Annotated in this window: 20 protein-coding genes; 9 read left to right on the forward strand and 11 right to left on the reverse strand. The window is 64.0% G+C overall.

Annotated features, from left to right (window positions below; all coding sequences use genetic code 11):
* Positions 1 to 55: 55 nt before the first annotated feature.
* Positions 56 to 1,612, reverse strand: a complete 1,557-nt coding sequence (locus tag AB7M16_RS23145) for a winged helix-turn-helix domain-containing tetratricopeptide repeat protein (RefSeq protein ID WP_172785090.1) — start codon at positions 1,610 to 1,612, stop codon at positions 56 to 58.
* Positions 1,613 to 1,924: 312 nt separating this feature from the next.
* Between AB7M16_RS23145 and pcaB the strand changes: the two genes are divergently transcribed.
* Both pcaB and AB7M16_RS23155 read left to right on the forward strand, forming a co-directional pair.
* Entirely contained in the window at positions 1,925 to 3,286 is a 1,362-nt protein-coding gene (pcaB, locus tag AB7M16_RS23150; RefSeq protein ID WP_453945327.1) for a 3-carboxy-cis,cis-muconate cycloisomerase, read from the forward strand.
* A gap of 113 nt (positions 3,287 to 3,399) precedes the next feature.
* Complete coding sequence (locus tag AB7M16_RS23155) at positions 3,400 to 4,656, forward strand: aminopeptidase (RefSeq protein WP_212254042.1); 1,257 nt, start codon at positions 3,400 to 3,402, stop codon at positions 4,654 to 4,656.
* 182 nt (positions 4,657 to 4,838) lie between these two features.
* On the opposite strand, the gene AB7M16_RS23160 is transcribed toward AB7M16_RS23155, so the two are convergent.
* Complete coding sequence (locus tag AB7M16_RS23160; protein WP_453945328.1) at positions 4,839 to 5,393, reverse strand: hypothetical protein; 555 nt, start codon at positions 5,391 to 5,393, stop codon at positions 4,839 to 4,841.
* 237 nt (positions 5,394 to 5,630) lie between these two features.
* Here AB7M16_RS23160 and AB7M16_RS23165 point away from each other — a divergent pair, with 237 nt between their 5' ends.
* On the forward strand, positions 5,631 to 6,086 hold the full coding sequence (locus AB7M16_RS23165) for a cupin domain-containing protein (RefSeq protein WP_172785086.1): 456 nt from the start codon (positions 5,631 to 5,633) through the stop codon (positions 6,084 to 6,086).
* An 82-nt stretch (positions 6,087 to 6,168) separates the two neighbouring features.
* Here AB7M16_RS23165 and AB7M16_RS23170 read toward each other — a convergent pair whose 3' ends face one another.
* The 7 genes from AB7M16_RS23170 to AB7M16_RS23200 form a co-directional block, all read right to left on the reverse strand.
* The gene (locus AB7M16_RS23170; protein ID WP_453945329.1) at positions 6,169 to 7,221 is read right to left on the reverse strand and encodes an amidohydrolase family protein; all 1,053 of its coding nucleotides are present in this window, start codon (positions 7,219 to 7,221) and stop codon (positions 6,169 to 6,171) included.
* 177 nt (positions 7,222 to 7,398) lie between these two features.
* Positions 7,399 to 7,920, reverse strand: coding sequence for a hypothetical protein (locus AB7M16_RS23175; RefSeq protein WP_453945330.1), 522 nt, complete (start codon positions 7,918 to 7,920; stop codon positions 7,399 to 7,401).
* Positions 7,921 to 7,985: 65 nt separating this feature from the next.
* The gene (locus tag AB7M16_RS23180; RefSeq protein WP_172785083.1) at positions 7,986 to 8,798 is read right to left on the reverse strand and encodes an MBL fold metallo-hydrolase; all 813 of its coding nucleotides are present in this window, start codon (positions 8,796 to 8,798) and stop codon (positions 7,986 to 7,988) included.
* Between the two features lie 65 nt (positions 8,799 to 8,863).
* Positions 8,864 to 9,259, reverse strand: a complete 396-nt coding sequence (locus tag AB7M16_RS23185) for a type II toxin-antitoxin system VapC family toxin (protein ID WP_453945331.1) — start codon at positions 9,257 to 9,259, stop codon at positions 8,864 to 8,866.
* Entirely contained in the window at positions 9,256 to 9,510 is a 255-nt protein-coding gene (locus tag AB7M16_RS23190) for an AbrB/MazE/SpoVT family DNA-binding domain-containing protein (protein WP_172785081.1), read from the reverse strand. The genes AB7M16_RS23185 and AB7M16_RS23190 overlap by 4 nt, the downstream gene beginning before the upstream one ends.
* A 68-nt stretch (positions 9,511 to 9,578) precedes the next feature.
* Complete coding sequence (locus AB7M16_RS23195; protein ID WP_453945332.1) at positions 9,579 to 11,105, reverse strand: permease; 1,527 nt, start codon at positions 11,103 to 11,105, stop codon at positions 9,579 to 9,581.
* Positions 11,102 to 11,851, reverse strand: coding sequence for an ABC transporter ATP-binding protein (locus AB7M16_RS23200; protein ID WP_172785079.1), 750 nt, complete (start codon positions 11,849 to 11,851; stop codon positions 11,102 to 11,104). Before AB7M16_RS23200 ends, AB7M16_RS23195 begins: the two co-directional genes overlap by 4 nt.
* Before the next feature lie 274 nt (positions 11,852 to 12,125).
* On the opposite strand from AB7M16_RS23200, the gene AB7M16_RS23205 reads away from it, so the two are divergent.
* The 6 genes from AB7M16_RS23205 to AB7M16_RS23230 all read left to right on the forward strand — a co-directional run bounded on the left by AB7M16_RS23205 (position 12,126) and on the right by AB7M16_RS23230 (position 18,915).
* Positions 12,126 to 13,001: a branched-chain amino acid ABC transporter permease gene (locus tag AB7M16_RS23205; RefSeq protein ID WP_172785078.1), complete on the forward strand. Its 876-nt coding sequence runs from the start codon at positions 12,126 to 12,128 to the stop codon at positions 12,999 to 13,001.
* Positions 13,002 to 13,006: 5 nt separating this feature from the next.
* Positions 13,007 to 14,158, forward strand: a complete 1,152-nt coding sequence (locus AB7M16_RS23210) for a branched-chain amino acid ABC transporter permease (protein ID WP_172785077.1) — start codon at positions 13,007 to 13,009, stop codon at positions 14,156 to 14,158.
* Positions 14,155 to 14,913, forward strand: coding sequence for an ABC transporter ATP-binding protein (locus AB7M16_RS23215; protein ID WP_453945333.1), 759 nt, complete (start codon positions 14,155 to 14,157; stop codon positions 14,911 to 14,913). The genes AB7M16_RS23210 and AB7M16_RS23215 overlap by 4 nt, the downstream gene beginning before the upstream one ends.
* Before the next feature lie 4 nt (positions 14,914 to 14,917).
* Positions 14,918 to 15,706, forward strand: a complete 789-nt coding sequence (locus AB7M16_RS23220) for an ABC transporter ATP-binding protein (protein WP_212254049.1) — start codon at positions 14,918 to 14,920, stop codon at positions 15,704 to 15,706.
* 95 nt (positions 15,707 to 15,801) lie between these two features.
* Positions 15,802 to 17,640, forward strand: coding sequence for an AMP-dependent synthetase/ligase (locus AB7M16_RS23225; RefSeq protein ID WP_453945334.1), 1,839 nt, complete (start codon positions 15,802 to 15,804; stop codon positions 17,638 to 17,640).
* 75 nt (positions 17,641 to 17,715) lie between these two features.
* Positions 17,716 to 18,915 carry an ABC transporter substrate-binding protein gene (locus AB7M16_RS23230; RefSeq protein WP_172785073.1) on the forward strand — a complete coding sequence of 400 codons (1,200 nt, stop codon included), beginning with the start codon at positions 17,716 to 17,718 and terminating at the stop codon, positions 18,913 to 18,915.
* A gap of 165 nt (positions 18,916 to 19,080) precedes the next feature.
* Here the strand turns inward: AB7M16_RS23230 and AB7M16_RS23235 are convergent, their stop codons facing one another.
* Both AB7M16_RS23235 and AB7M16_RS23240 read right to left on the reverse strand, forming a co-directional pair.
* On the reverse strand, positions 19,081 to 20,196 hold the full coding sequence (locus AB7M16_RS23235; protein WP_453945336.1) for a lysozyme inhibitor LprI family protein: 1,116 nt from the start codon (positions 20,194 to 20,196) through the stop codon (positions 19,081 to 19,083).
* Between the two features lie 185 nt (positions 20,197 to 20,381).
* Positions 20,382 to 21,113, reverse strand: a complete 732-nt coding sequence (locus AB7M16_RS23240; protein WP_172785071.1) for a transglutaminase-like cysteine peptidase — start codon at positions 21,111 to 21,113, stop codon at positions 20,382 to 20,384.
* Between the last annotated feature and the right edge of the window lie 697 nt (positions 21,114 to 21,810).

The following is a 21,810-nucleotide window of genomic DNA, read 5'->3' on the forward strand; positions in this document are numbered from 1 at the left end:
GCACAGCGCAATTCCTCCCCATCCACAAAGGGGGGTATGCCGTCAGCATTGTGCCCTACGTCATGCCTGCACGGCGCAAGCCTTGGAGGTAATGCGCGCGATCCTCTTCCCGCAGCATCGGCAGCTCGCGCGTGATCCAGGCAAGCGAAACCTCGGGCTGGGTGCGGCGCAGGCCTTCCAGGGCGGATGCCGCCAGGGCCGGATCGTCGAGCATGCCGGCGGCCGCCGTCAGCACGCGGTGCGCACCGACGAAATCTCCGCGCTGGCGCATCGATTCCCGAGCCATCTGCACGGCGCCCCCGTAGTCATGGCCGACGAACCGGGCATAGGCCGCAACCCCGCAATAGATCGCCGCGAGCGGGTCGCGCGGGCTCAGCCGCAGCGCGCGGCGGGCGGCGGCATCGCCGTCCTGCCAACGCCCGGCATAGCACAGCGTCACGCCGTGGAAGGCATGCGCCATCGCGAAATTCGGATTGAGCCGCAAGGCCAATTCGAATTCAGCCAGCGCGTCGTCGAAGCGGCGGCGGAACAGGTATGTGTAAGCAAGGCCGTGATGGGCCCAGGCATCCTCGCGATCGGCCTCCACCGCCGCGAGCGCCGCACGCTCGGCGACCGGCACGGTGGCAGCCATGTCGGCCCAGCCCATATGCGCGCCGAAGATATGGCTGGTCGCGAGCAGGCCCAGCGCCTTGCCATAGGCGGGATCGACCGCGACGGCTTCTTCCAGCAGCTTTTGGGCGGCCGCATTGTCCTCGCGGGTGATGCGCCAATAATGCGACAGCGCGCGCATCACGAGGTCCCACGCATCCAGGCTGCCCGGCGGTTTCTGCTGGGCCCGGAAGCTTTCGGCGGCGTAGAGCTGCGGCTCGATCGCGGCGACGATCGCTTCCGTAATCTCGTCCTGCACGGCGAAGATGTCGGCGAGCTCGCGGTCGTAGCGTTCGGCCCAGAGATGGCTGCCGGTCGAGACGTCGTTGAGCTGGGCCGAGATGCGCACCCGCTCGCCACTCCGCCGCACGCTGCCTTCGACCACGTAGCGCACCCCGAGCTCCCGCGCGACCTCGTGGATGTGCACGGCGCGGCCCTTGTAGACGAAGGAGGAGTTGCGCGCGACGACGAAGAACCAGCGCAGCTTCGACAGCGCGGTGATGATGTCCTCGCTGATGCCGTCGGAGAAATAATCCTGCTCGGCCTCGCCGCTCATATTGGTGAAGGGCAGCACGGCGATCGCGGGCCGCTCGGGCAGCGCGAAGGCCGCCTGGGGCGGGCTGATACGGACCGGCCCCGGCGCGACCGCGCCGATTTGTGTCTGGACATCGCCGACGAAGCGAAAACCCTTGCGCGTGATGGTGCGGATCAGCGACTGGCTCACGCCATTGTCGCCGATCGCCTTGCGCGCCGCGTTGATCCGGCTGGTCAGGGTGGATTCGGAGACGCTGCGCCCGTGCCAGATCTTGTCGATCAGCTCGTCCTTGCTGACGACCCGGTCGCGGTTCTGCATGAGATGGACGACGAGGTCGAAAACCTGCGGTTCCACGGCAATGGGAACCTGCTCGCGGCTCAGCTCGCGCCGGTCGGTGTCGAGAAGGTGGTCCTGGAACAGAAACTGCACGTCGAAAACTCAGGCCTCATTGCGAATCGGGCAAACAAACAAAATGAAATTTGGGTCGAAAACCGTGTGTCTGCCGAAGGGGGCGCTTGGTTCATCGCAATCGCGTGATGGCTGCCATGCCGTTTTCAGACGGGAATACAACCGCAACTGGAATGTTGCGGCCGCGGGCCGCCGAAATCTGCTTCGCCGAACACCGTCATCCTCAGGCGCCTCGGCACACAATAGATGTGGCGAAGGGTGAACGCCCTTTGCCGAATTGAGTGGCCTGCGTAAGTTACCGCTTACAGAAAACACCAACCACGAAGAAACGCCATGCCTGCTTTTCCCGCCGCCACCACCGTGCTCGACTCCCTGCTGTTTCGCGACGCCTTCGGCACGCCCGAGATGCGCGAGGTGTTCTCCGACGTCGCGACGGTCGCGCGCTATGCCGAGGTCGAGGTGGCGCTGGCGAAGGCGGAGGCGAAGTGCGGTGTGATCCCACAGGAGGCGGCCGCAGCGATCGCGGCGCGGACCGACGTCGCCGCGCTGGATTTCGATCTGCTCAGGCAGGAGACGGATGTCGTCGGCTATCCGATCCTGCCCTTGGTGCATCAGATGGTGAAGCAATGCGGCGAGGCGGGCCGCTACGTGCATTGGGGCGCCACCACGCAGGACATCATGGACACCGCCGTGGTGCTGCAACTGCGTGCCGCGCTCGAGATCGTGGAGCGCGACATCGCCGAGCTGCGCAAGATCCTCGCCGATCTGTCGAAGCGCCATCGCGACACGGCGATGGCGGGGCGTACCCATCTGCAGCAGGCGCTGCCGGTGACCTTCGGCTACAAGACCGCGATCTGGCTTGCGATGTTCGACCGGCACGCCGAGCGGTTGGCGCAGCTGAAGCCGCGCGTGCTGGTCGGCCAGTTTGCCGGCGCGGCCGGTACGCTGGCTTCGCTCGGCGACAAGGGGTTCGAGGTGCAGGAGGCGCTCTGTGCCGAGCTGAAGCTCGGCGTTCCCGCCTCGACCTGGCACGTCGCGCGCGACGGTTTCGCCGAGGCCGTGAACTTCCTCGCGCTCGTCACCGGCTCGCTCGGCAAAATCGCGCTCGACATCATGATCATGGCCTCGACCGAGTTCGCCGAGGTCTACGAGCCCTTCGTCAAGGGGCGCGGCGCCTCCTCGACCATGCCGCAGAAGCGCAACCCGATCTCCTCGGAGCTGATGCTTGCGGCGTCCAAGGCGGTGCGCCAGCACGCCGGCCTGATGCTCGACGCCATGGTGCAGGATTTCGAGCGTGCCACCGGCCCCTGGCACGCGGAATGGATGGCGATCCCGGAAAGCTTCGTGCTGACCGCCGGCGCGCTGCACCAGGCGAAGTTCGCGCTCGCAGGCCTCATCGTGGACGAGGCGAAGATGAACGACAATCTCGCCATCAGCCGCGGCCTGATTGTGGCCGAAGCGGTCATGATGGGCCTCGCCCCGCAGATCGGCCGGCAGGAGGCGCATGACGTCGTCTATGACGCCTGCCGTCAGGCCAACGAGAAGGGAATGAGCCTTGCTGATGCGTTATCCGCAGATTCACGGATATCGAGCCGCATCGATCGCGCCACAATCGAGGCGCTCACCTCACCGAAAAATTACCTCGGGCTCGCGCCTGCCATGGTCGACCGGGTGCTGGCATCGGCAACGCGTTGAAAACCAAAATGCGTGAAACCGCGTATCTTTCCAAGGCCGCAAGACGCTCGCATACTTGTGTCTCGCGGTGCTAGGTTTAAATTGAGTGAGCGACTTTCGGCAGAGGGCCCGGTATGACTGACCAACGCAATACTTCCACTCCCATCGATCCCGCGAAGCTCGACCGGTTGGCCGAGGTGGCGGTGAAGGTGGGCCTGGGCTTGCGGCCGGGACAGGATCTGCTTCTGACGGCGCCCGCAATCGCGCTGCCGCTGGTGCGGCGGATCGCCGTGCATGCCTACAAGGCCGGCGCCGGCCTCGTGACGCCGATCCTGTCGGACGAGGAGATGACGCTGGCGCGCTACCGCCACGGCCACGACAGCAGTTTCGATCGTGCCGCCAGCTGGCTCTACGAGGGCATGGCCAAGGCGTTCTCGGACAACACCGCACGGCTCGCCATCGTCGGCGACAACCCGATGTTGCTGTCGGGCGAAGATCCTTCCAAGGTCGCGCGCGCCAGCAAGGCCAATTCAATGGCCTACCAGCCCGCGCTGGAAAAGATCGTCAATTTCGACACCAACTGGAACATCATTGCCTATCCGAGTCCGTCCTGGGCCAAGCAGGTGTTCCCGAACGATCCGGAAGATATCGCCATCGGCAAGCTCGCGGATGCGATCTTCGCAGCGTCCCGGGTCGATCGCGAGGACGCGATCAGCAATTGGGAGAGCCACAATGCGGTGCTGCGCGAGCGCACCAACTGGCTCAACGGCCAGCGCTTCCGCGCGCTTCAGTACTCGGGTCCCGGCACCGATCTCACCATTGGCCTTGCCGACGGACACGAATGGGAAGGCGGCGCCTCGCTCTCCAAGAACGGCATCAGCTGCAACGCCAATATCCCGACCGAAGAGGTCTTCACCACGCCGCATTGCCGCCGCGTCTACGGCCATGTCGTGAGCTCGAAGCCGCTGTCCTACCAGGGCACGCTGATCGACAACATCGCGGTGCGGTTCGAGGACGGCAAGATCGTCGACGCCAAGGCCTCGCGCGGCGCCGAGGTGCTGAACAAGGTGCTCGATACCGACGAGGGCGCGCGGCGCCTCGGCGAAGTGGCCTTGGTGCCGCATTCCTCGCCGATCTCGCAGAGCGGGCTGTTGTTCTACAACACGCTGTTCGACGAGAACGCGGCCTCGCATATCGCGCTCGGCCAGTGCTATTCGAAATGCTTCGTCAACGGCGCCCAGCTCACGCCGCAGCAGATCGCGGCGCAAGGCGGCAACCAGAGCCTGATCCATATCGACTGGATGATCGGCTCGGCCGAGACCGACATCGACGGCATCTTGGCCGACGGCAGCAAGGTGCCCGTCTTCCGCAAGGGCGAATGGGCGAAGTAGCCTTCACCTCTCCCGTAGGGAGAGGTCGGATCGCATCGATAGATGCGATCCGGGTGAGGGGTTTACGGTCTCACCGAACGCCGCGGCCCCTCACCCGGATTGCTGCGCAATCCGACCTCTCCCCGCTGGGGAGAGGTAAGGATCGGCCTATAGACTTCAGGAGACTCACGTGAAGCGCGCTCTCACGCCGCCGCGTTGCGCAGCGTTGGGTTGTTGTCGATGCTGAAGCGGTTGAACAGCGTCGTGAACGGGCTGCCGTCGGTGGCTCGCACGATCGCGTCGGACGCCGCCACCGCCTCGTAGAGCGCGCCGATCGGATCGTCCGCCCCCGGCAGTGCGAGCGCGCCGCGGATGTCTTCGCGGGCCTCGTTGACCTCGTCCTCGTCGTCGAGCGTCGCCTCCAGCGCATCCGCCGCGCGCCGCATTTCGGCAAGGTCGCCGCCCCCGGAGAATTTGAGGATGTCGCGCCAGTAGGGGCGGGCGAGGACGAGCTGGATGAATGCTTCAAAGCTCTTCGCGATGATGCCCGCGCGGCCCTCCGATGACACATAGAGCACAGTCTGCGACGGCAGCAGCACGAACGCGCTGCCGGAGCCGTCACTGCCGACGTGCCGAGGGCCTTCGACGCCGTCGATGGTGAACCAGTGCTCCTCGTCCGGCGCGAAGGAGACATCGAGACTGCGGAGCCTGGCGACGACCTCGCTGTTGGCTGTCAGAATCTCGGGCGTGAGGGGCATCGGTGCGGCTCCTTCCCAATACTTTGCGCACTTTGTCGCACCCCGGACAGGATCGGTTCATGTGTGCGAATTCGCAGAGGAAATCGTGACGTTAACCGTTTCGCAGCTGCAACTCAGGGCTGATTGTCGAGCCCCGCGTAAGAAAGAATTAAAAACCGGCAACTAGCGTCCCAGCTTCTTTCGAAAACAATCCGGGCCGAGGCCCGGTCATTCATATTATATCTCCTGGGGAAGCAGATGTCGCGCGCATTGATTGAAATTGGTAGTTGCAATGTCGACCTCGAGCTGCGGCCGATCGAGCCGTCCTGGATCATCGAGGGCAATCCGGTATCCCGCTCTCGCGTCCTGTCGACCAGCGCCGACGGCACCGCGCAGACGATCATCTGGCATTGCACCGAAGGCCGCTTCAACTGGTACTACGACATCGACGAGACGATCATGATCATGGAAGGATCGATCGTGCTCGAAAGCGACGGCATGCCGCCCAAGCGCTACGGCCCCGGCGACGTCATTTTCTTCCGCGACGGCGCGCATGCCAAATGGCATGTCGAAGGCCACGTCAAGAAGATCGCCTTCTGCCGCAAGACCAATCCGGTGATGATCGGTTTCCTGATCCGCGTCGTCAACAAGCTGAAGAAGATCTTCACCCCCACCGGCGAGCGCCGCCCGGCCTCGTTGATGGGCGCCGGCTAGAGCTCGCAAGCGCGTTTCAAGGACGCTTCCCAGCGGCCACGACGAAGAGGGGTCGGGATCAATGTCCCGGCCCCTCTTTTCGTCATGACGGCAGCTCGAGCCGGTAGACGTCGATCGCGGTCTGCGAGAACAACGCCGTCTTTTCGGCCTCGCTCAGCTTTGAGGTGATACGCTTGAAGGCGTTGAAGATCACCTGGTAGCTGCACTGGCCCTTGTCCGGGGGGAAATTGCTTTCGAACATCGCGCGCTTCGGGCCGAACGCCTCGATGCACGTCTCGACATAGGGCCGCCAGGCCGTGGCAAGCTGCTCGGATGTCGGCGGCCTCTCGCGCAAATGGAAGTCGTAACCAAGCAGGCACATCGCGAGACCACCGAGCTTCACCACCACGTTCTCGCATCTCGCGATCTCCCGGATCGAGACGCGCCATTGCGCAAACACCTCCTCGCGCCGCCCTGCGAAGCGGCCGGTTCCGACCGGGCCGCCGCAATGGTCGAGCACGATCCTGGTGTCGGGGAAGGCGTGCGCCAGCGCTGTGAGCTCGCCGATCTGCGGATGGAACAGCCAGGCATCGAAGCTGAGTTTGAGGGGCGCGAGGCAGGCAAAACCTTTGCGGAAGGTCGGGTCCTGCAACAATCCCTTCGGCCTGTTCGCATACATGCCCGCGACGACAGGATCTTCGTCCCAGGCCGAGGAATGCCGGATGCCGCGAAAGCGGCCGTTGCCTGCGGCGATCTCGGCTTCCAGCACGCCCTTTGCGGCGTCGCCGAGCAGCAGATTGGCGTGGCTGACGATGCCGGCGCAGATCGCGGCCTTGCCGTAGCCACCGCTCGCACTCATGGCGGCGACGCCGTTGGCGAACTCGACCTCGCCCACGGGGCGGAATGCTTCCGGCCCATGCGCGCGATACATCGAACGGCAGTCGACATAGACGGTGGCGATGACGTTGTGACCGGAGGCGATATCGGCGGCCATCTCCTCGATCAGATAGCGGTGCCCGCGATTCCACAGATGGTGATGGGGATCGACGATCGGCCGCAAGGGATCGATGATCTCCTCCCGATGCAGCGCGAGCCAGTCCTCGCGCGGATCGACGAACAGCCCGCTCGTGTTTGCGGGCATACCGCTTGCTGCCATTGGCCTTCGCTCCCTGATTTTTTGTACCCGGAGCTTAGCACCTCATTCTGACGCACAGCAGCGCGCGTTGTTCAGAGCACCATGGCGGCGGAGGAGGTGCGCTCCCTCCCGCTTGCGGGGCCCGCCAGCCGGAGAGGTTGTTTGCCGCCCGATCGATCCAATCAATATCTGTTTGCCTTAGGCCTTGCGCCGTCTTGCTCTGACCTCGACCATCAACCGCCATTCCGCTGCCGTGGCTGGCTTGACCTCCCCACGCCAAAGGAAGGAGTCGCCGGTGATCTCCGTAAAGCTCCAGCGCGTCAGGTCGCCGGCTTCGGTCGTGCCTTCCTGCACGATGTCGTCGCCACGGGGACGGCCGATCTGTTGCCTGAACACGCGGCGGCCCGGATCGAACCAGGAAATCCGCCACGCATCGATACCCGGATCGTAAACGCGCAGTGTCGTGCCATACCAATTGCCGGCGATCGGAAAGGCCGCACCGCCCGCCGGCCGGGGAGTGATCCAGACGTCCTGCACCGCGCGGCCTTCGAGCACCCAGCCGAAATGGATCTCGCCCGGCGCGGTGTGGCTCGTTCCGTCCGGCCCATGGGCGGTGATCTCGGCGTCCCAGTCGCCGACGAAGCGGCCATAGAGCTGGAGCGCCGCGGCGTGTTCGGGATTGGGTCCGTTCGCATGCAATAGTCGCGCAAAGTCGGTCATATCGCTCTCCTGTTGCAGGGAGATCAGCATGACCCGCCAATGGCCGGCTTGGAGAAAATTGCGCTTCAGACCCCGTCGAGGATGATCACCGTCGGCTTCGTTGGCAGCGTATCCCGCGACATCCGGAACGAGCGCTCGATGCGCCGGTCGATCTCGAACTGCTGGCCGATCCGGCGCATGAAGTCGTCGAGCGGGGTGGCGAAGCGGTGCATCGGCAGCACCACCGAGGCGCGCAAGCGCTTGGTGATGTCCGAGATCCCTTCGAGCGACATGGTGTAAGTGCCGTCAATCGGCACCATCACGATGTCGAGCCGTCCGATCTGGGCGAAATGGCTGTCGTCGAGCTTGTGGTGGAGATGGCCGAGATGGCCGATGCAGAGGCCGGCCGCCTCGAAGATGAAGATGGAATTGCCGTCGCGGATCATGTCCGCGCCGACATCGTCGCCGTAATAGCGGCGGATATCGGTCGTGACGTTGCGGACAAAGGTATCGCCGATGCGCTGCGACACGATGGCCGGCTTGCCGTCGTCGCTCCAGCCGTGCAGCACGTGGGGAATGCGCTTGTCCGGGTATAAGGAGTAGTGGGTGCTGTGCGCCCGGTTCATGGTGACGACGTCGGGCAGCCGTCCGACCTGATAGGCGCCGCTATAATCGGTGGCGATGCGCAAGCCGCCGGGCGTGTCGATGTAGTAGGTGGAATGGCCCGCATAGGTGATCTCGACCTCGGCAGAGCCGGCGGCCGGCCGGAACGCGACCGGCATGGCCCGCGGAGCAGCATGGGCCATCGCCAGACATTCGCTGCGCTGTGGCTGCTGGGCGAGGGCAGGCGAGAGGAGCAAGCCGAAGAAGGCAAAGATCGTCAGGACCAGTCGAGGCATAACGCGATCACCCGTTGCGCATTCGGCGAGAGTGTATCGTCGAATTTGTGCGACGTCATGCGCCGCTACGGCAGCCGCGCCAATCCGCCGCTTGCCTCTACCAGCTTTACGGCCTTCTTATCGAATGAAATGAAGGTCTCGGCCCCAAGCCAATAGCCTTCATGAGCAATGATCCCATCGGCAAAATCGCCGCCAGCATCGAGGAGTGCCAACCCAGCCTCAGCCAGAGGCCGGTTGACGGCCACATTGGAGGCGCTGATGAAGTGCCGGATAGACGCCGCAATATTCACAGCGGAAGTTTTGTAGCCTCGCGAGAGGACCCAGGCCAACTCGCACAGTGCCGAGATCGAGATGGCCACTACGTCCGCCTTTTTGAGAACGGCTTCGGCTGCTTTGCTCTGTTCGGCATTATCCCCGACCAGAACCCGTACCAGGACATTGGTGTCTGGTGTGATCTTCATCGCTTGCCGGACCAGCCGTCAGCTATGATCTCGTTCATCTCTTCGATCGAAAGCGATCGACCGTTCGTTTTCCCTTTCAGGAAGCCGAACGCATCCGAAATCTTTCCGGTGGGCCGAACTGCCCTCACCTCAACTCGACCCCCAGGGAGCTTTTCTATCGAAATCTTGTCGCCGGGATGCACACCAAGGTGCTCCAAAAGGTCTTTCCGGAGCGTAACCTGCCCCTTCGCCGTGACGGTGAGCGTGCTCATGGGATTCCTCAATCCTTGAGATCCTTCGATAAGTAAGGAAATTTCTCCTTACTTTCAAGGGGCGCCGCTCACTCCCGGCGCGGGCTGAACTTCCAAGTGATGGCAACGAGGCTTGCGGTGATCAGGCCGCTGATGAGGCCGGCGAGCGGCAGGGCGAGCAGCAGTGCGGCGCTGGCTGCCCAGCCGATCGAGGAGAAGGCCTCGGCGAAGGTCGCGAGCCGCGATGAGGTCTGCCGGCGGCGGAATTGGCTGCGCCTTGCCTGCACCCGGAACCAGAGCTGGATCGCGGTCGCCGAGGCCGCGCTGACAATGATCGCGCCGGCACTGACCGCGGCCTGGAATGGCGAGGCAAAGGCCAGTGCCGCCAGCAGCGGACCGAAGATCACGGCGATCGCGATCAGCACTACCTCGATCTTGGCGCGAATGACGGCGGACGGCATCAAGGGCGCGGTCGCGACCAGATCGGGGGCGTCCTCGCCCGAGATCGTCAGCCAGGCGAGCCCGCCGGCGAGCTGTCCGGCCGCCATCACGATGACAGGTGTGATCAGCGTCAGCGCCGCCGAACTGTCGGCAAAGTTGCGCCAGAGCAGAAGCGCCGGCGGCACAAGATAGAGCAGCTGCATCAAGGTCTGCGAGATCAGCCATGGATCGCGCCACAGCAGCGTGAATTCCTTGCGGCGCAGCGCCTGCTGGCGCGATCCGCCGCGGAACGCGCGCTCCTCGGTATGGACGCGGCCCGACGTGGCGTAGGCCGCCGCATCGATCGCCGTGTCGGCAAAGCGGTGCGAGAAGATCGCCATCACGCTGCCGAGCATCACGAGCGCGAGCGCCAGAATCAGCGACAGCGCCTCGTTGTCGCCCATCGCTGCCCGCGCCGGCCACCACCAGATGCTGTCGACGTCGGGGGCGTAGGCGGCAACGCTGCCTGAGGTCAGGATGGTGAAGCGCGACAGCGTGCCGTAGGACATGATCGCCGCGACCTGAAGCGCGATCACGAAGCCCGCGCCGATGATCGCTGCGAGGATCTGGGCGATCAGGCGCGTCCGCGCCGGGCCGATCAGCCGGAACAGGAGAATGGTGACGGCGATCGCGATCGCCGCGGCCGACAGGCCCATCGCAATGACGACGCCGAAGGCCGCGAGCCAGCGCGCGCCGCCGCCGATCACCAGCACGTCGATGAAGGGTGTCGAGAACAGCAGCGCGAGCACGGTGACGGTCAGCGCAATCGCGGCGATGCGGACCGAGAACAGATTGGCGAGCCGCGCCGGCGAGGACATGATCAGGTCGAGATCGGCGCGGGCGTAAAATACCCGTGTCACCGATTCGATCGCCTGCGACAGCATCAAGGTCCAGGCGAGAAAGATAGTCGCCGAAATCACGATCAGCGAGGATTTGTCGAGCGGCAGCTGCAGGTCGGCGAAACGGCCGATCACCGCCCAGGCCGGCAGGTGCAGCAGCGCGGCGAAGCAGACGAGGCCGATCATTGCCGCGCGCGCCCGTTTGCGCCGCCCGCCCGTCATCATGGCGAGCCATTCGCGCCAGGCGAGCCGCAGCTCGTGGCGGGCAAACCAGGACAGCGCGGTGGCCGAGCTCATGCCGCTTCCTGAAGCGTCACCAGCGCGATGAAGAGATCTTCCAGGCTGGTGTCGGCATGGCCGTTCTGCTGGCGCAGCTCGGTAAGCGTGCCTTCGGCGACCAGGCGGCCGGAGGCGATCACGCCGATGCGGTCAGCCATGCGCTCGGCGACCTCGAGGATATGCGTGGTCATGATGACCGTGCAGCCGGCGCGGACACGCGCGCTGAGCAGGCCCTTCACATGGCGGGCGGAGACGGCATCGAGCCCGGTCAAGGGTTCATCGAGGATGATGAGGCGGGGGTCGTGCACCAGCGCCCCTGCGAGAGCGACCTTCTGGCGCATGCCCTTGGAAAAGCCCTCGCAGCGCTCGTGCCGGTGCGCCTCCAGCCCGAGCGAATCGAGCAGGTCCTCGGCGACCGGTTGCGCGATCGACGGCGCGATGCCCCAGAGGCCGGCGACGAATTCGAGATATTCGAGCGGGGTGAGCTTGTCGTAGATCATGGGCTCATCGGAGACCCACGCCATCACCTGCTTGGCGGCGACGGGGTCCTGCAGCGCATCGATGCCGAAGATGGAGACGGCGCCGGCATCGGGCCTGAGCAGGCCCGCAACCATGCGCAGGGTGGTGGTCTTGCCGGCACCGTTGGGGCCGACCAGCGCGTAGAATTCGCCGGCGTGGATGGTGAGATCGAGGCTGTCGACCGCCAGACGGTCAAAACGCTTCGTTAACCCCACCACTTCCAGCGCCGAGTTGTCCGGCTTCATGACGGCCATACCATCCGGTTTGCATCGCCCGCGACCATGACCCGAAGATATTTCGGCACCGTGAATCGCACTGCCGCAAATTCCGTCAACCGGATTGGACTAAAGACAAGGCATCCCGACAAGTCACCGTTTGTTGACAGCGCGCGGGCGTTCAGGCTGAATTGATTCCGGACAAATGGCGCGAACGCGGCGAAACGACTGCGTAGCGACTGGACACAAGATGCGGCAAGGCGGCCAAAAGAACCCGCCGGATGCATCGGGAGGACGCGCGTCAATGCTGGATTTCGTTCAGCAGCTGGTCAGCGGTGTTGCGCTCGGCTGCGTCTACGGCCTGATCGCGCTCGGCTTCGTGCTCGTCTACAAGGCCACCGAGGTCGTCAATTTCGCCCAGGGCGACCTGATGATGCTGGGCGGCTTCTTCGCCTTCACCTTCATCGGCATGATGGGCCTGAACTACTGGATCGGCTTTGCCGGTGCGGTGGCGGCGATGGCGCTGTTCGGCATGTTGGCCGAGCGCGTGGTGGTGCGGCCGATCCTCGGCTATCCGCAATTCTCCATCATCATGGCCACGATCGGCCTCGGCTATTTCCTGCGCTCGATTGCCGGCATGATCTGGGGCACCGACGACCTGAAGATCGAGACGCCATTCAGCCAGGGCGTGCTGCGCATGGGTTCGCTGGTGCTCGCCTACGACAAGCTCTCGGTGATCGCGGCGACGATGATCCTGTGCACGCTGCTCTGGCTGTTCTTCAACAAGACCACGCTCGGCACAGCGATGCGCGCCAGCTCCGAGAACATGCTGGCAGCCTATTACATGGGCATTCCGGTCAAGCGCGTGGTGTCGGTCGTCTGGGCGATCAGCGCGGCGGTCGCGACCTGTGCCGGCGTGCTGCTGGCGCCGATCACCTTCATCCATTCCAATGTCGGCCTCGTGCTCGGTCTGAAGGCGTTTCCCGCCGCGGTGCTCGGCGGTTTCGGCTCGATCCCGGGCGCCGTGGTCGGCGGCGTGCTGATCGGCGTGATCGAGAGCATGGCCGGCTTTTACCTGCCCGAGGGCTGGAAGGACGTTGCGCCCTACATCGTGCTGCTCGCCGTGCTGCTGCTGAAGCCCGAGGGCCTGTTCGGCCTGCACGTCCGCAAGAAGGTCTGAACGCCATGCGCTTCCTGTTCAAGACCGACTACGAGGACGACATCAAGCTGTTCCCGCATTCGGGCTACGTCGCCACTTACGGCGTCCTGCTCGCGCTGCTGCTGATCGCGCCTTACGTGCTCTCCAGCTATCTTATGAGCCAGCTGGTCTTCGTCTGCATCTATGCGACCGTCGGCGTGGCGCTGTTGATCCTGACCGGCTTCACCGGCCAGGCCTCGCTCGGCCATGCCGCCTTCCTCGCCATCGGGGCCTACACCGCGGCCTACTTGCAGAAGTACAATGTGCCGTTCCCGGTCTATTTCCTCGCCGCCGGGCTCCTGACCGGCATCATCGGCGCGATGGTCGGCTTTCCCGCCCTGCGCCTCACCGGCATCTACCTCGTCATCGCCACCATCTCCTTTGCCCTGATCGTGGAGGAGATCCTGGCGCGATGGGAGAGCGTCACCCACGGCAACGAAGGCATGCGGGTCAAGACGCTGTCGCTGCTCGGCGTCGCCGTGCCGCGCGACAGCCCGACCTTCTATTACCTCTGCCTTGCCGTGCTGGTGCTGACCATCGTCGGCACGCTCAATCTGCTGCGCTCGCCGACGGGGCGTGCCTTCGTCGCGATCCGCGATTCCGAGACGGCGGCGCGCAGCATGGGTGTCAATGTTGCGCTCTACAAGGTGAAGTCGTTCGCGATCTCGGCCGCGATCACCGGCTTTGCCGGCGTGCTGTTCGCGCACAAGCTCTCCTTCATCTCGCCGGAAATGTTCACGCTGCAGCTCTCGATCGAGTTCATCATCGTGATCCTGATCGGCGGCACCTTCAGCCTGCACGGCGCCGTGCTGGGGGCGATCTTCATCGTGATGATCGATCCGTTCCTGACCTATCTGAAAGACGACATGCCCGGCATCATCGCCGGCATTGCCGCGACATTCGGGGCGGGCACGGCGATGGCGGGCAACATCCAGGCGAAGGTCGCGGCCTTCGCCTCGCTCAACGGCCTGAAGGGCGCGATCTACGGCGTCATCATCGTGCTGTTCGTGCTGTTCGAGCCGCTCGGCCTCTACGGCCGCTGGCTGAAGATCAAGCTCTTCTTCCAGCTGTTCCCGCTCTACAAGCGCGCCACCTTCAAGCGGCAGAAGATCTACGTGAAGTCGGAGCGCAATCGATGAGCTATTTCCGCGCCGAGAACCTGTCGCTGCATTTCGGCGGCCTCAAGGCGGTCGATGCGGTCTCGTTCGCGGTCGAGAAGGGCGAGATTCTCTCGATCATCGGGCCCAACGGCGCGGGCAAGAGCTCGATCTTCAACCTGATCTCGCGGATCTACCGGCCGACCTCGGGCCGCATCTTCTTCGAGGACCAGGACATCACGGAGCAGCCGCCCTACGACATTGCCAAGCTCGGCATCGCCCGCACCTTCCAGAACATCGAGCTGTTCGAGAATGCGACCGTGCTGTCGAATCTTCTGGTCGGCCGCCACCGCCATTCGACCACGCAGCTCTGGCAGGAGCTCTTGTTTCTGCCGAGCGTGCGGGCCAACGAGAAGGTGCACCGGCGCAGGGTCGAGCAGGTCATCGAATTCCTCGACCTCGAACCCTATCGCGACAAGCTGATCTCGGGCCTTCCTTACGGCGTGCGCAAGGTGATCGAGCTGGCGCGCGCGCTGTGCTCCGAGCCGAAGATGATCCTGCTCGACGAGCCGTCCTCCGGCCTCAATGTCGAGGAGACCGACGACATGTCGTTCTGGGTCCGCGACATGAAGAGCGAGCTCGGCGTCACCGTACTGATGGTCGAGCACGACATGTCGCTGGTCAACCGCGTCTCCGATCGCGTCATCGCGCTGAACTACGGAAGGGTGCTGGCGATGGGCTCGCCCGCTGAAGTGCAGCAGCATCCCGACGTCGTCGCCGCATATCTCGGAGCCTGAAGCAATGGATGCCGCGGCGACTCCGGATATCATCTTAAAACTCTCCAACATTGAGAGCTATTACGGGCCGATCATGGCGATCCGCGGCATTTCGCTGGAAGTGCCGCGCGGCCGCATCGTCACGCTTCTCGGGGCCAACGGCGCCGGCAAGACCACGGTGCTGAAGACGATCTCCGGCATCCTCGATCCGCAGAAGGGCGCGATCGAGTTCATGGGCAAGCCGATCCAGCGCATGGAGGCCGACCGCATCGTGCGGCTCGGCCTCAGCCACGTGCCGGAGGGACGCGAGGTGTTCCCGTTCCTCTCAGTGCGCGAGAACCTGATGATGGGCGCCTATCCGCGCAAGGACCGGGACGGCGTCGCTGAGGATCTGGAGCGTGTCTACGGCTATTTCCCGCGCCTGAAGGAGCGCATCAACCAGCCGGCCGGCCAGCTCTCCGGCGGCGAGCAGCAGATGCTCGCGATCGGCCGCGCCCTGATGAACCGGCCGACGCTGCTCTTGCTCGACGAGCCCTCGCTCGGCCTGTCGCCGCTGCTGGTGAAGGAGATCTTCACCATCATCCGCCGGGTCAACGAGGAGCAGGGCATGTCGATCCTGCTGGTCGAGCAGAACGCCAAGGTGGCGCTGGAAACCGCCCATTACGGCTATGTGCTCGAGATCGGCCGTATTGTGATGAACGACAGCTGCGACCGCTTGATGCATTCCCAGGACATCCAGGAATTCTACCTTGGCGCCAAGGAAGCCGGCGCGCGCGGCGAGCGGCGCTGGAAAAAGAAGAAGACGTGGCGGTGAGGACGAGCTGGCAGTAAGATGAGCTTGCCCAACGTTAAGCAAAGACCCGCCGGCAAGGCAGGCAGCGGGGGGAAGGCGACAAGGAGGAGACGCGCATGGCCGGACCGGCGGTGCTGACGGTCGCTGATACGATCGCGAAGAGCTTCTTGCGCGCCGCCGAGACGCGGGGCGACAGGCCGGCGATCCGCGAGAAGAAGTTCGGCATCTGGCAGCCGACGAGCTGGCGAGAGTGGCTCGCGATCTCGAAGGAGATCGCCTACGCGCTTCGCGCCGTCGGTTTCATGCCCGGCGACGTCGCCTCCATCATCGCCAATGCCGTCCCCGAATGGGTCTACGCCGACATGGGCATATTGTGCGCCGGCGGCGTCTCCTCCGGAATTTATCCGACCGATTCTGCGTCCCAGGTCGAGTATCTCGTCAACGATTCCGCGACCCGGGTGATCTTCGCCGAGGACGAGGAGCAGCTCGATAAGATTCTCACCTGCCGCGCGCGCTGCCCGAGCTTGCAGAGGATCATCGTGTTCGACATGGAGGGCCTCAGCGGCTTCTCCGACGACATGGTGATGTCGCTCGACGAGTTTCGCGCGCTTGGCCGCAACCACATGGTCGGCCGCGAGGCGTTGTGGCAGGAGATGATCGACAGCCGTGTCGCCGGCGATCTCGCGATCCTCGTCTATACGTCCGGCACCACCGGTCCGCCCAAGGGCGCGATGCACGCCAATCGCAGCGTGACCCACCAGATGCGGCACGCCAACGACTTCATCCCGGCGCGGGAGGACGAGGATCGCCTGGTGTTCCTGCCGCTGTGCCATGTTGCCGAGCGCGTCGGCGGCTATTACATCTCGGTCGCGCTCGGCTCCGTGATGAATTTTGCCGAAAGCCCGGAAACCGTGCCGGACAATCTGCGCGAGGTGCAGCCCACCGCCTTTCTGGCGGTGCCGCGCGTCTGGGAAAAATTCTATTCCGCCATCACCATCGCGCTGAAGGATGCGACGCCGCTGCAGCAATGGGTCTATCGCCGCGCCATCGGCATCGGCTACCGCATGGTCGATTGCCGGCTCGAGGGCAGGGCGCCGCCGCTGTCGCTGCGCATCGCCAACCGCATCGCCTATGTGGTCGCGTTCCGCAACATCCGCCGCATGATCGGGCTCGACCGCTGCCGCATCGCATTCACCGGCGCAGCGCCGATCGCGCCGGAGCTGATCCGCTGGTATCTGGCACTCGGCATCGACATGCACGAGGTCTACGGCCAGACCGAGAATTGCGGGGTCGCCACCATGATGCCCGCGGACAGGATCAAGCTCGGCTCGGTCGGCACCGCCGTGCCCTGGGGCGAGGTCGCGCTGTCGCCCGACGGCGAGATCCTGATCAAGGGCGACTTCCTGTTCATGGGCTACCTGAACCAGCCGGAGAAAACCGCGGAGACGATCGATCCCCGCGGCTGGCTGCACACCGGCGACGTCGGCACCATCGACAACGAGGGCTTCGTCCGCATCACCGACCGGATGAAGGACATCATCATCACCGCCGGCGGCAAGAACATCACGCCGTCCGAGATCGAGAACCAGCTCAAGTTTTCGCCCTACATCTCGGACGCCGTCGTGATCGGCGACAAGCGGCCCTATCTCACCTGCCTCGTGATGATCGACCAGGACAACGTCGAGAAGTTCGCCCAGGATCACGACATCTCCTTCACCAATTATGCCAGCCTGTGCCGGGCGAGGGAGATCCAGGACCTGATCGGGCGCGAGATCGAACAGGTCAACGGCAATTTTGCCCGCGTCGAGACCATCAAGAGGTTCTACCTGATCGAGCGCCAGCTCACCCCCGAGGACGAGGAGCTGACGCCGACCATGAAGCTGAAGCGCGGCTTCGTGAACAAGCGCTACGCCGCCGAGATCGAGGCGATGTATCGCGAGCGTGCGGTGGCGTGAATAGCTTTCGAAAAAGCGAGGGAGCGATGGCCCCGCCCTTCGCACAATACGGGCCCAAAAGGAGAGGAGACCTCAATGTCGAAGTCGTTCCACGCGTTCGGCCTTGCTATGGGCGCTATCGCGCTCACTTGTCTGCCGGCCGTCGCGCAAACCAAGATCACCAATGAAGGCATTTCGGCAACCGAGATCGTCATCGGTACCCATCAGGACCTGTCGGGTCCGATCAAGGGCTGGGGCGTGCCGGTCTCCAACGGCATGAAGATGGCCGTCGAGGAGGTCAACGCCGCCGGCGGCATCAACGGCCGCAAGATCCGCCTGGTGGTCGAGGACAGCGGCTACGATCCGAAGAAGGCCGTGCTGGCTTCGCAGAAGCTGATCGAGCGCGATAAGATCTTCGCGATGGTGGGACCGATGGGATCGCCCACCGTGCTCGCCGCGCAGGATATCCTGCTCGACGCCGGGGTCATGCAGCTCTTCCCGCTGACGGCGGCCGAGTTCACCTTCAAGTTCGATCCCGCCAAGCCGCAGGAGCGGCTGAAGTTCAACAACCTGCTTCCTTACGTCGAGAGCACGCGCGCGGCGCTCAAATACATGATTGAGGCAAAGAATTTCAAGAAGCCCTGCATCATGCATCAGGACGACGAGTACGGAAAAAACGTGCTCGATGGTTTTAACCAGCAGCTCGCCGCCATGAAGGTGCAGCCGGCCTCGATCACGAGCTACAAGCGCGGCGCCTCCGACTTCTCGGCGCAAGTCGCCAAGATGAAGTCCGACGGCTGTGACCTCGTCGTGCTCGGCGCGGTGCTCCGTGAGCCGATCGGCACGATGAGTGAAGCGAAGAAGCTCGGTTGGGACGTCACCTTCCTCGGCGCCACGCCCGTCAACGTGCTCGAGGTGCCGGCGCTCGGCAAGGAAACGGTGGAAGGCTTGTATGCTGCTTCGAACTTCGAAATTCCCTATGAAGACACCGCAAAGGGAAAGGTGAAGGACTGGCTCGTCAACTACAAGAAGATGTTTGGCGCCGACGCCAACACCCAGGCCATCATCGGCTACAATGCAGTGATGACGTTCGCGCATTATGCCAACAAGGCTGGCAAGGATCTGACTGGTCAGAAGATGCTCGACGCGCTGGAGTCCGGCGACAAGTTCCAGGACATCTTCAATTCGCCGCCGACGGTGTTCTCGAAGACCAACCATCTCGCGACCACCGTCACCCAGGTCCAACAGGTCAAGAACGGCCGCTGGGTGCTGGTGAAGGACAATCTGATGTTTTGATCTCTTGCCTCTCCCCGCTCGCGGGGAGAGGCCGCAGCGCATCGAAGATGCGATGCGGGTGAGGGGGACTCTCCGCGAGTCCAGTTCTCACCGTGATCGCGGAGGCAGCCCCTCACCCCAACCCTCTCCCCGTAAGAACGGGGAGAGGGAGAAGGAAGATAGCCCCTACGATCCCCCGCCTGCGGTGCCCGAGCTCACCGGGGCGAGCTCGTCTTCCCGGCAGCGCCAGCCATCGTCGGCTTTGACGAAGGCGAAGGTTCGCTGGATTCTCAGCCGGCGCGTGACGTTGAAGGCGTCTGCGGCGCGCTCCTTGTTGCCGGCTCCCGGCTGCGGACGACCCGTCGTGGCGTCCCAGCAGGTGCCGGTGCAGATGGAGGCGATCTTGCTGCACACGGTGAAGGGGGCCAGCACGGCCATCTCGATTTCGCCGGTGACCTGCGCCTCCTGGTCGCTCATCTGGCTGTCGAGCGCATAGACGCGGTTGATGCGCAGGAAATTGCCGCAGGAATTGGCCGCATGAATCCGCGCGGCGCAGAAATCGACCGCGTCGGTGTCGGGTGATCGGGCCGCGACCTGCCGGCCGAACACCTTCTTGGGATCGCCTTTCGCGGCGCGGATTTCGTCGGTCTTGCGCTTCAAATGTTCGGCGAGACAGTCCTCCGCGGATTCCAGCTCATGCAGCGGCACGTTCTCCTTGCCGACCAGATTGCATTTGCGGTCGCGCTCGCGTGTCCACCGTCCATATTCGGCGAAGGCAAAGCGTGCCGCGGTCGGGTCCAATTTGCCGATCAGGCCGAGCACCAGGCCATTGAGCTCGGTTTCGGCAAGCGCCAGCGTGGGGTCCGCGCAGATCACCGCGCCCGCAGCGGTGTTGGCCGCAAGGCAGTCGAAATCCGGATCGCGAACGATCGCGGCGCGCTCCTCGGTGACCTTGAGCAGGCACGCCTTGACCTGGTCGAATTCGTCCGGGCGGATCGCGGTCTGGCCGACGATGCCGCAGCTGAGGTTGCGTTGGCGGACCCAGATCGCATTCTCCTCGATTCCAGGCAAGCGATCCGGCAGGCGGGCGAGCCGCGCCTCGATCGCGACGCTCAGCTTCTCGGCGGCGGCGGCAAGGGTCGCATCACCGCAGAACAATTGATTGCCGGGGTCGCGAATCTGCTGGCAGTTGTTCCTGGAGAACAGCGGCAGCCTGTCGGCGATTGCGCGGTCGGATTGCGCCGACGCGGACGCCGCCGGCAATGCCAGCAGCGCAAGCACAGACAGCACGATGAACCGCATTCCAGTCGCCCCCCGCACGGAAGGCGCCATGCTAGCGTCTGGTCTTGCGCGGTGAAATGGGTTTGTGCGGAAGAGCAGCGGGAGGTCTGTAGCCCGCATGGTGCGCAAGCGCAATCCGGACCCGGTGCGAGTGGCAAGAGTCCCGGATTTTGCTGCGCTCTAGCCGGGCTAGGAGGCCGATTCGATCAACGCGCCTCGGCGGCCGCCATCGAGACCTGTACCGGCTCGTCGACATATTTCAGCACGGCCGATTGGTGGAGCACGAACAGCGGCTGATAGCTCCGCGTTGCGTCGTCCCTGACCATTGCCATGCGGCGATTGTCGAGCATGAGCCATTGGCCGTCGAGCTTTGCTGCGGCAATGGCGTGCGCCTCGCCGGCCCTGACGTCGCGCACCACGACCATGCGGAGGTCTTCAGAGGCAATTCCCGCCAGCCGCAGCGCGGCCAGCTTGGCGATGGCATAGTCCTCGCAATCGCCGGCGCCGCGCGCGAAGGTCGCAAGCGGCGAGCTCCAGAGGTCGGCGCTGCCGTCGTTGGCGGCATGGATGGCGAGATTGATGGCGCGGTTGATCTCGCCGAGCCGCGCACGGCCGTCGCGGGCGCGGGCCTGATCGACGATGGCGAGCAGCTCGAGCGCCGCGGGTGAAGCGCAATTGTCCCGGTCGCCGTCGCACAGCGCGAGCTGCACCATGTCGTCGTCGAGCTTGTCCTTCAGCGCGGACCATTTCTGCTGCAGGCTGCCGGATGAGATGGCGAAGGCGAACACGCCAAACGGTTCGGCGGATTTGCGCACGAGGACGCCGGCGCCCGGCGAGAGCAGCGTGCCGGCGCGAAGCTCGGCGGCCGATCCGAGCAGGATCAAGCCGCACATGACAAGGATTGCGCGAAAGGCGCGCGAGCGAGCAGCGGTCTCCATCTGACATCCCCTTCCCAGGCTTCGCGAGATCCCCCTCGATCTCGTCGTGCCGGGCTTTGTTGCTTTCGCGGAGATAGTGCGAGACGGGCCGTTTTGTTCTGCTTAACGCGCCCGGCAGGGGTCTCAAAACCGGGTGGCAGGCTGAATCGGACCCGCCCGAATTGCGTAAAATTTTACGATTCGACGGCTAGGAGAGCGTCGCTGCCGCGAAATGGAACCAATTGCAGGCAGAAGTTGCGACGGGCGCCGAATCTCACCTATGGCTAACGACCCGCTATTTCACGGGTTCTGTTAGTTAGGTCACAGATTTAACGCCGTATTTGCCGCAGGATGTTGCAGGGCATCACGAACAAAAGATGACGCAAGTATCTGTTCTACCAGTTTTACTTCGAATGACTTGGGGCGGCGGGAAATGCGTGCATCTAACCCTGTTTCGACTTCCGAATTCTTGGAATATGACTTCCGCTCCTCTGGGAATGCACCGCCCGGCGCAGGCTCTTACGGTCAAGTGACGCGAAATCACACAAGCAATAGATGGTTTCGCTAAGGACTTGGTAATGCTAAGCAAGCTTAGGTCGTCGATACTTACATAAATTTTAACCCTTTTTACGGTGCCCGGTTGAATTACGCTGGCAAATTTGACGCCGCGACGTCTTTGGACGGCCAGAGTTCCAACTCGCCCGTCTTTGTCCACGTC

This window comes from Bradyrhizobium sp. USDA 372, assembly GCF_053629095.1.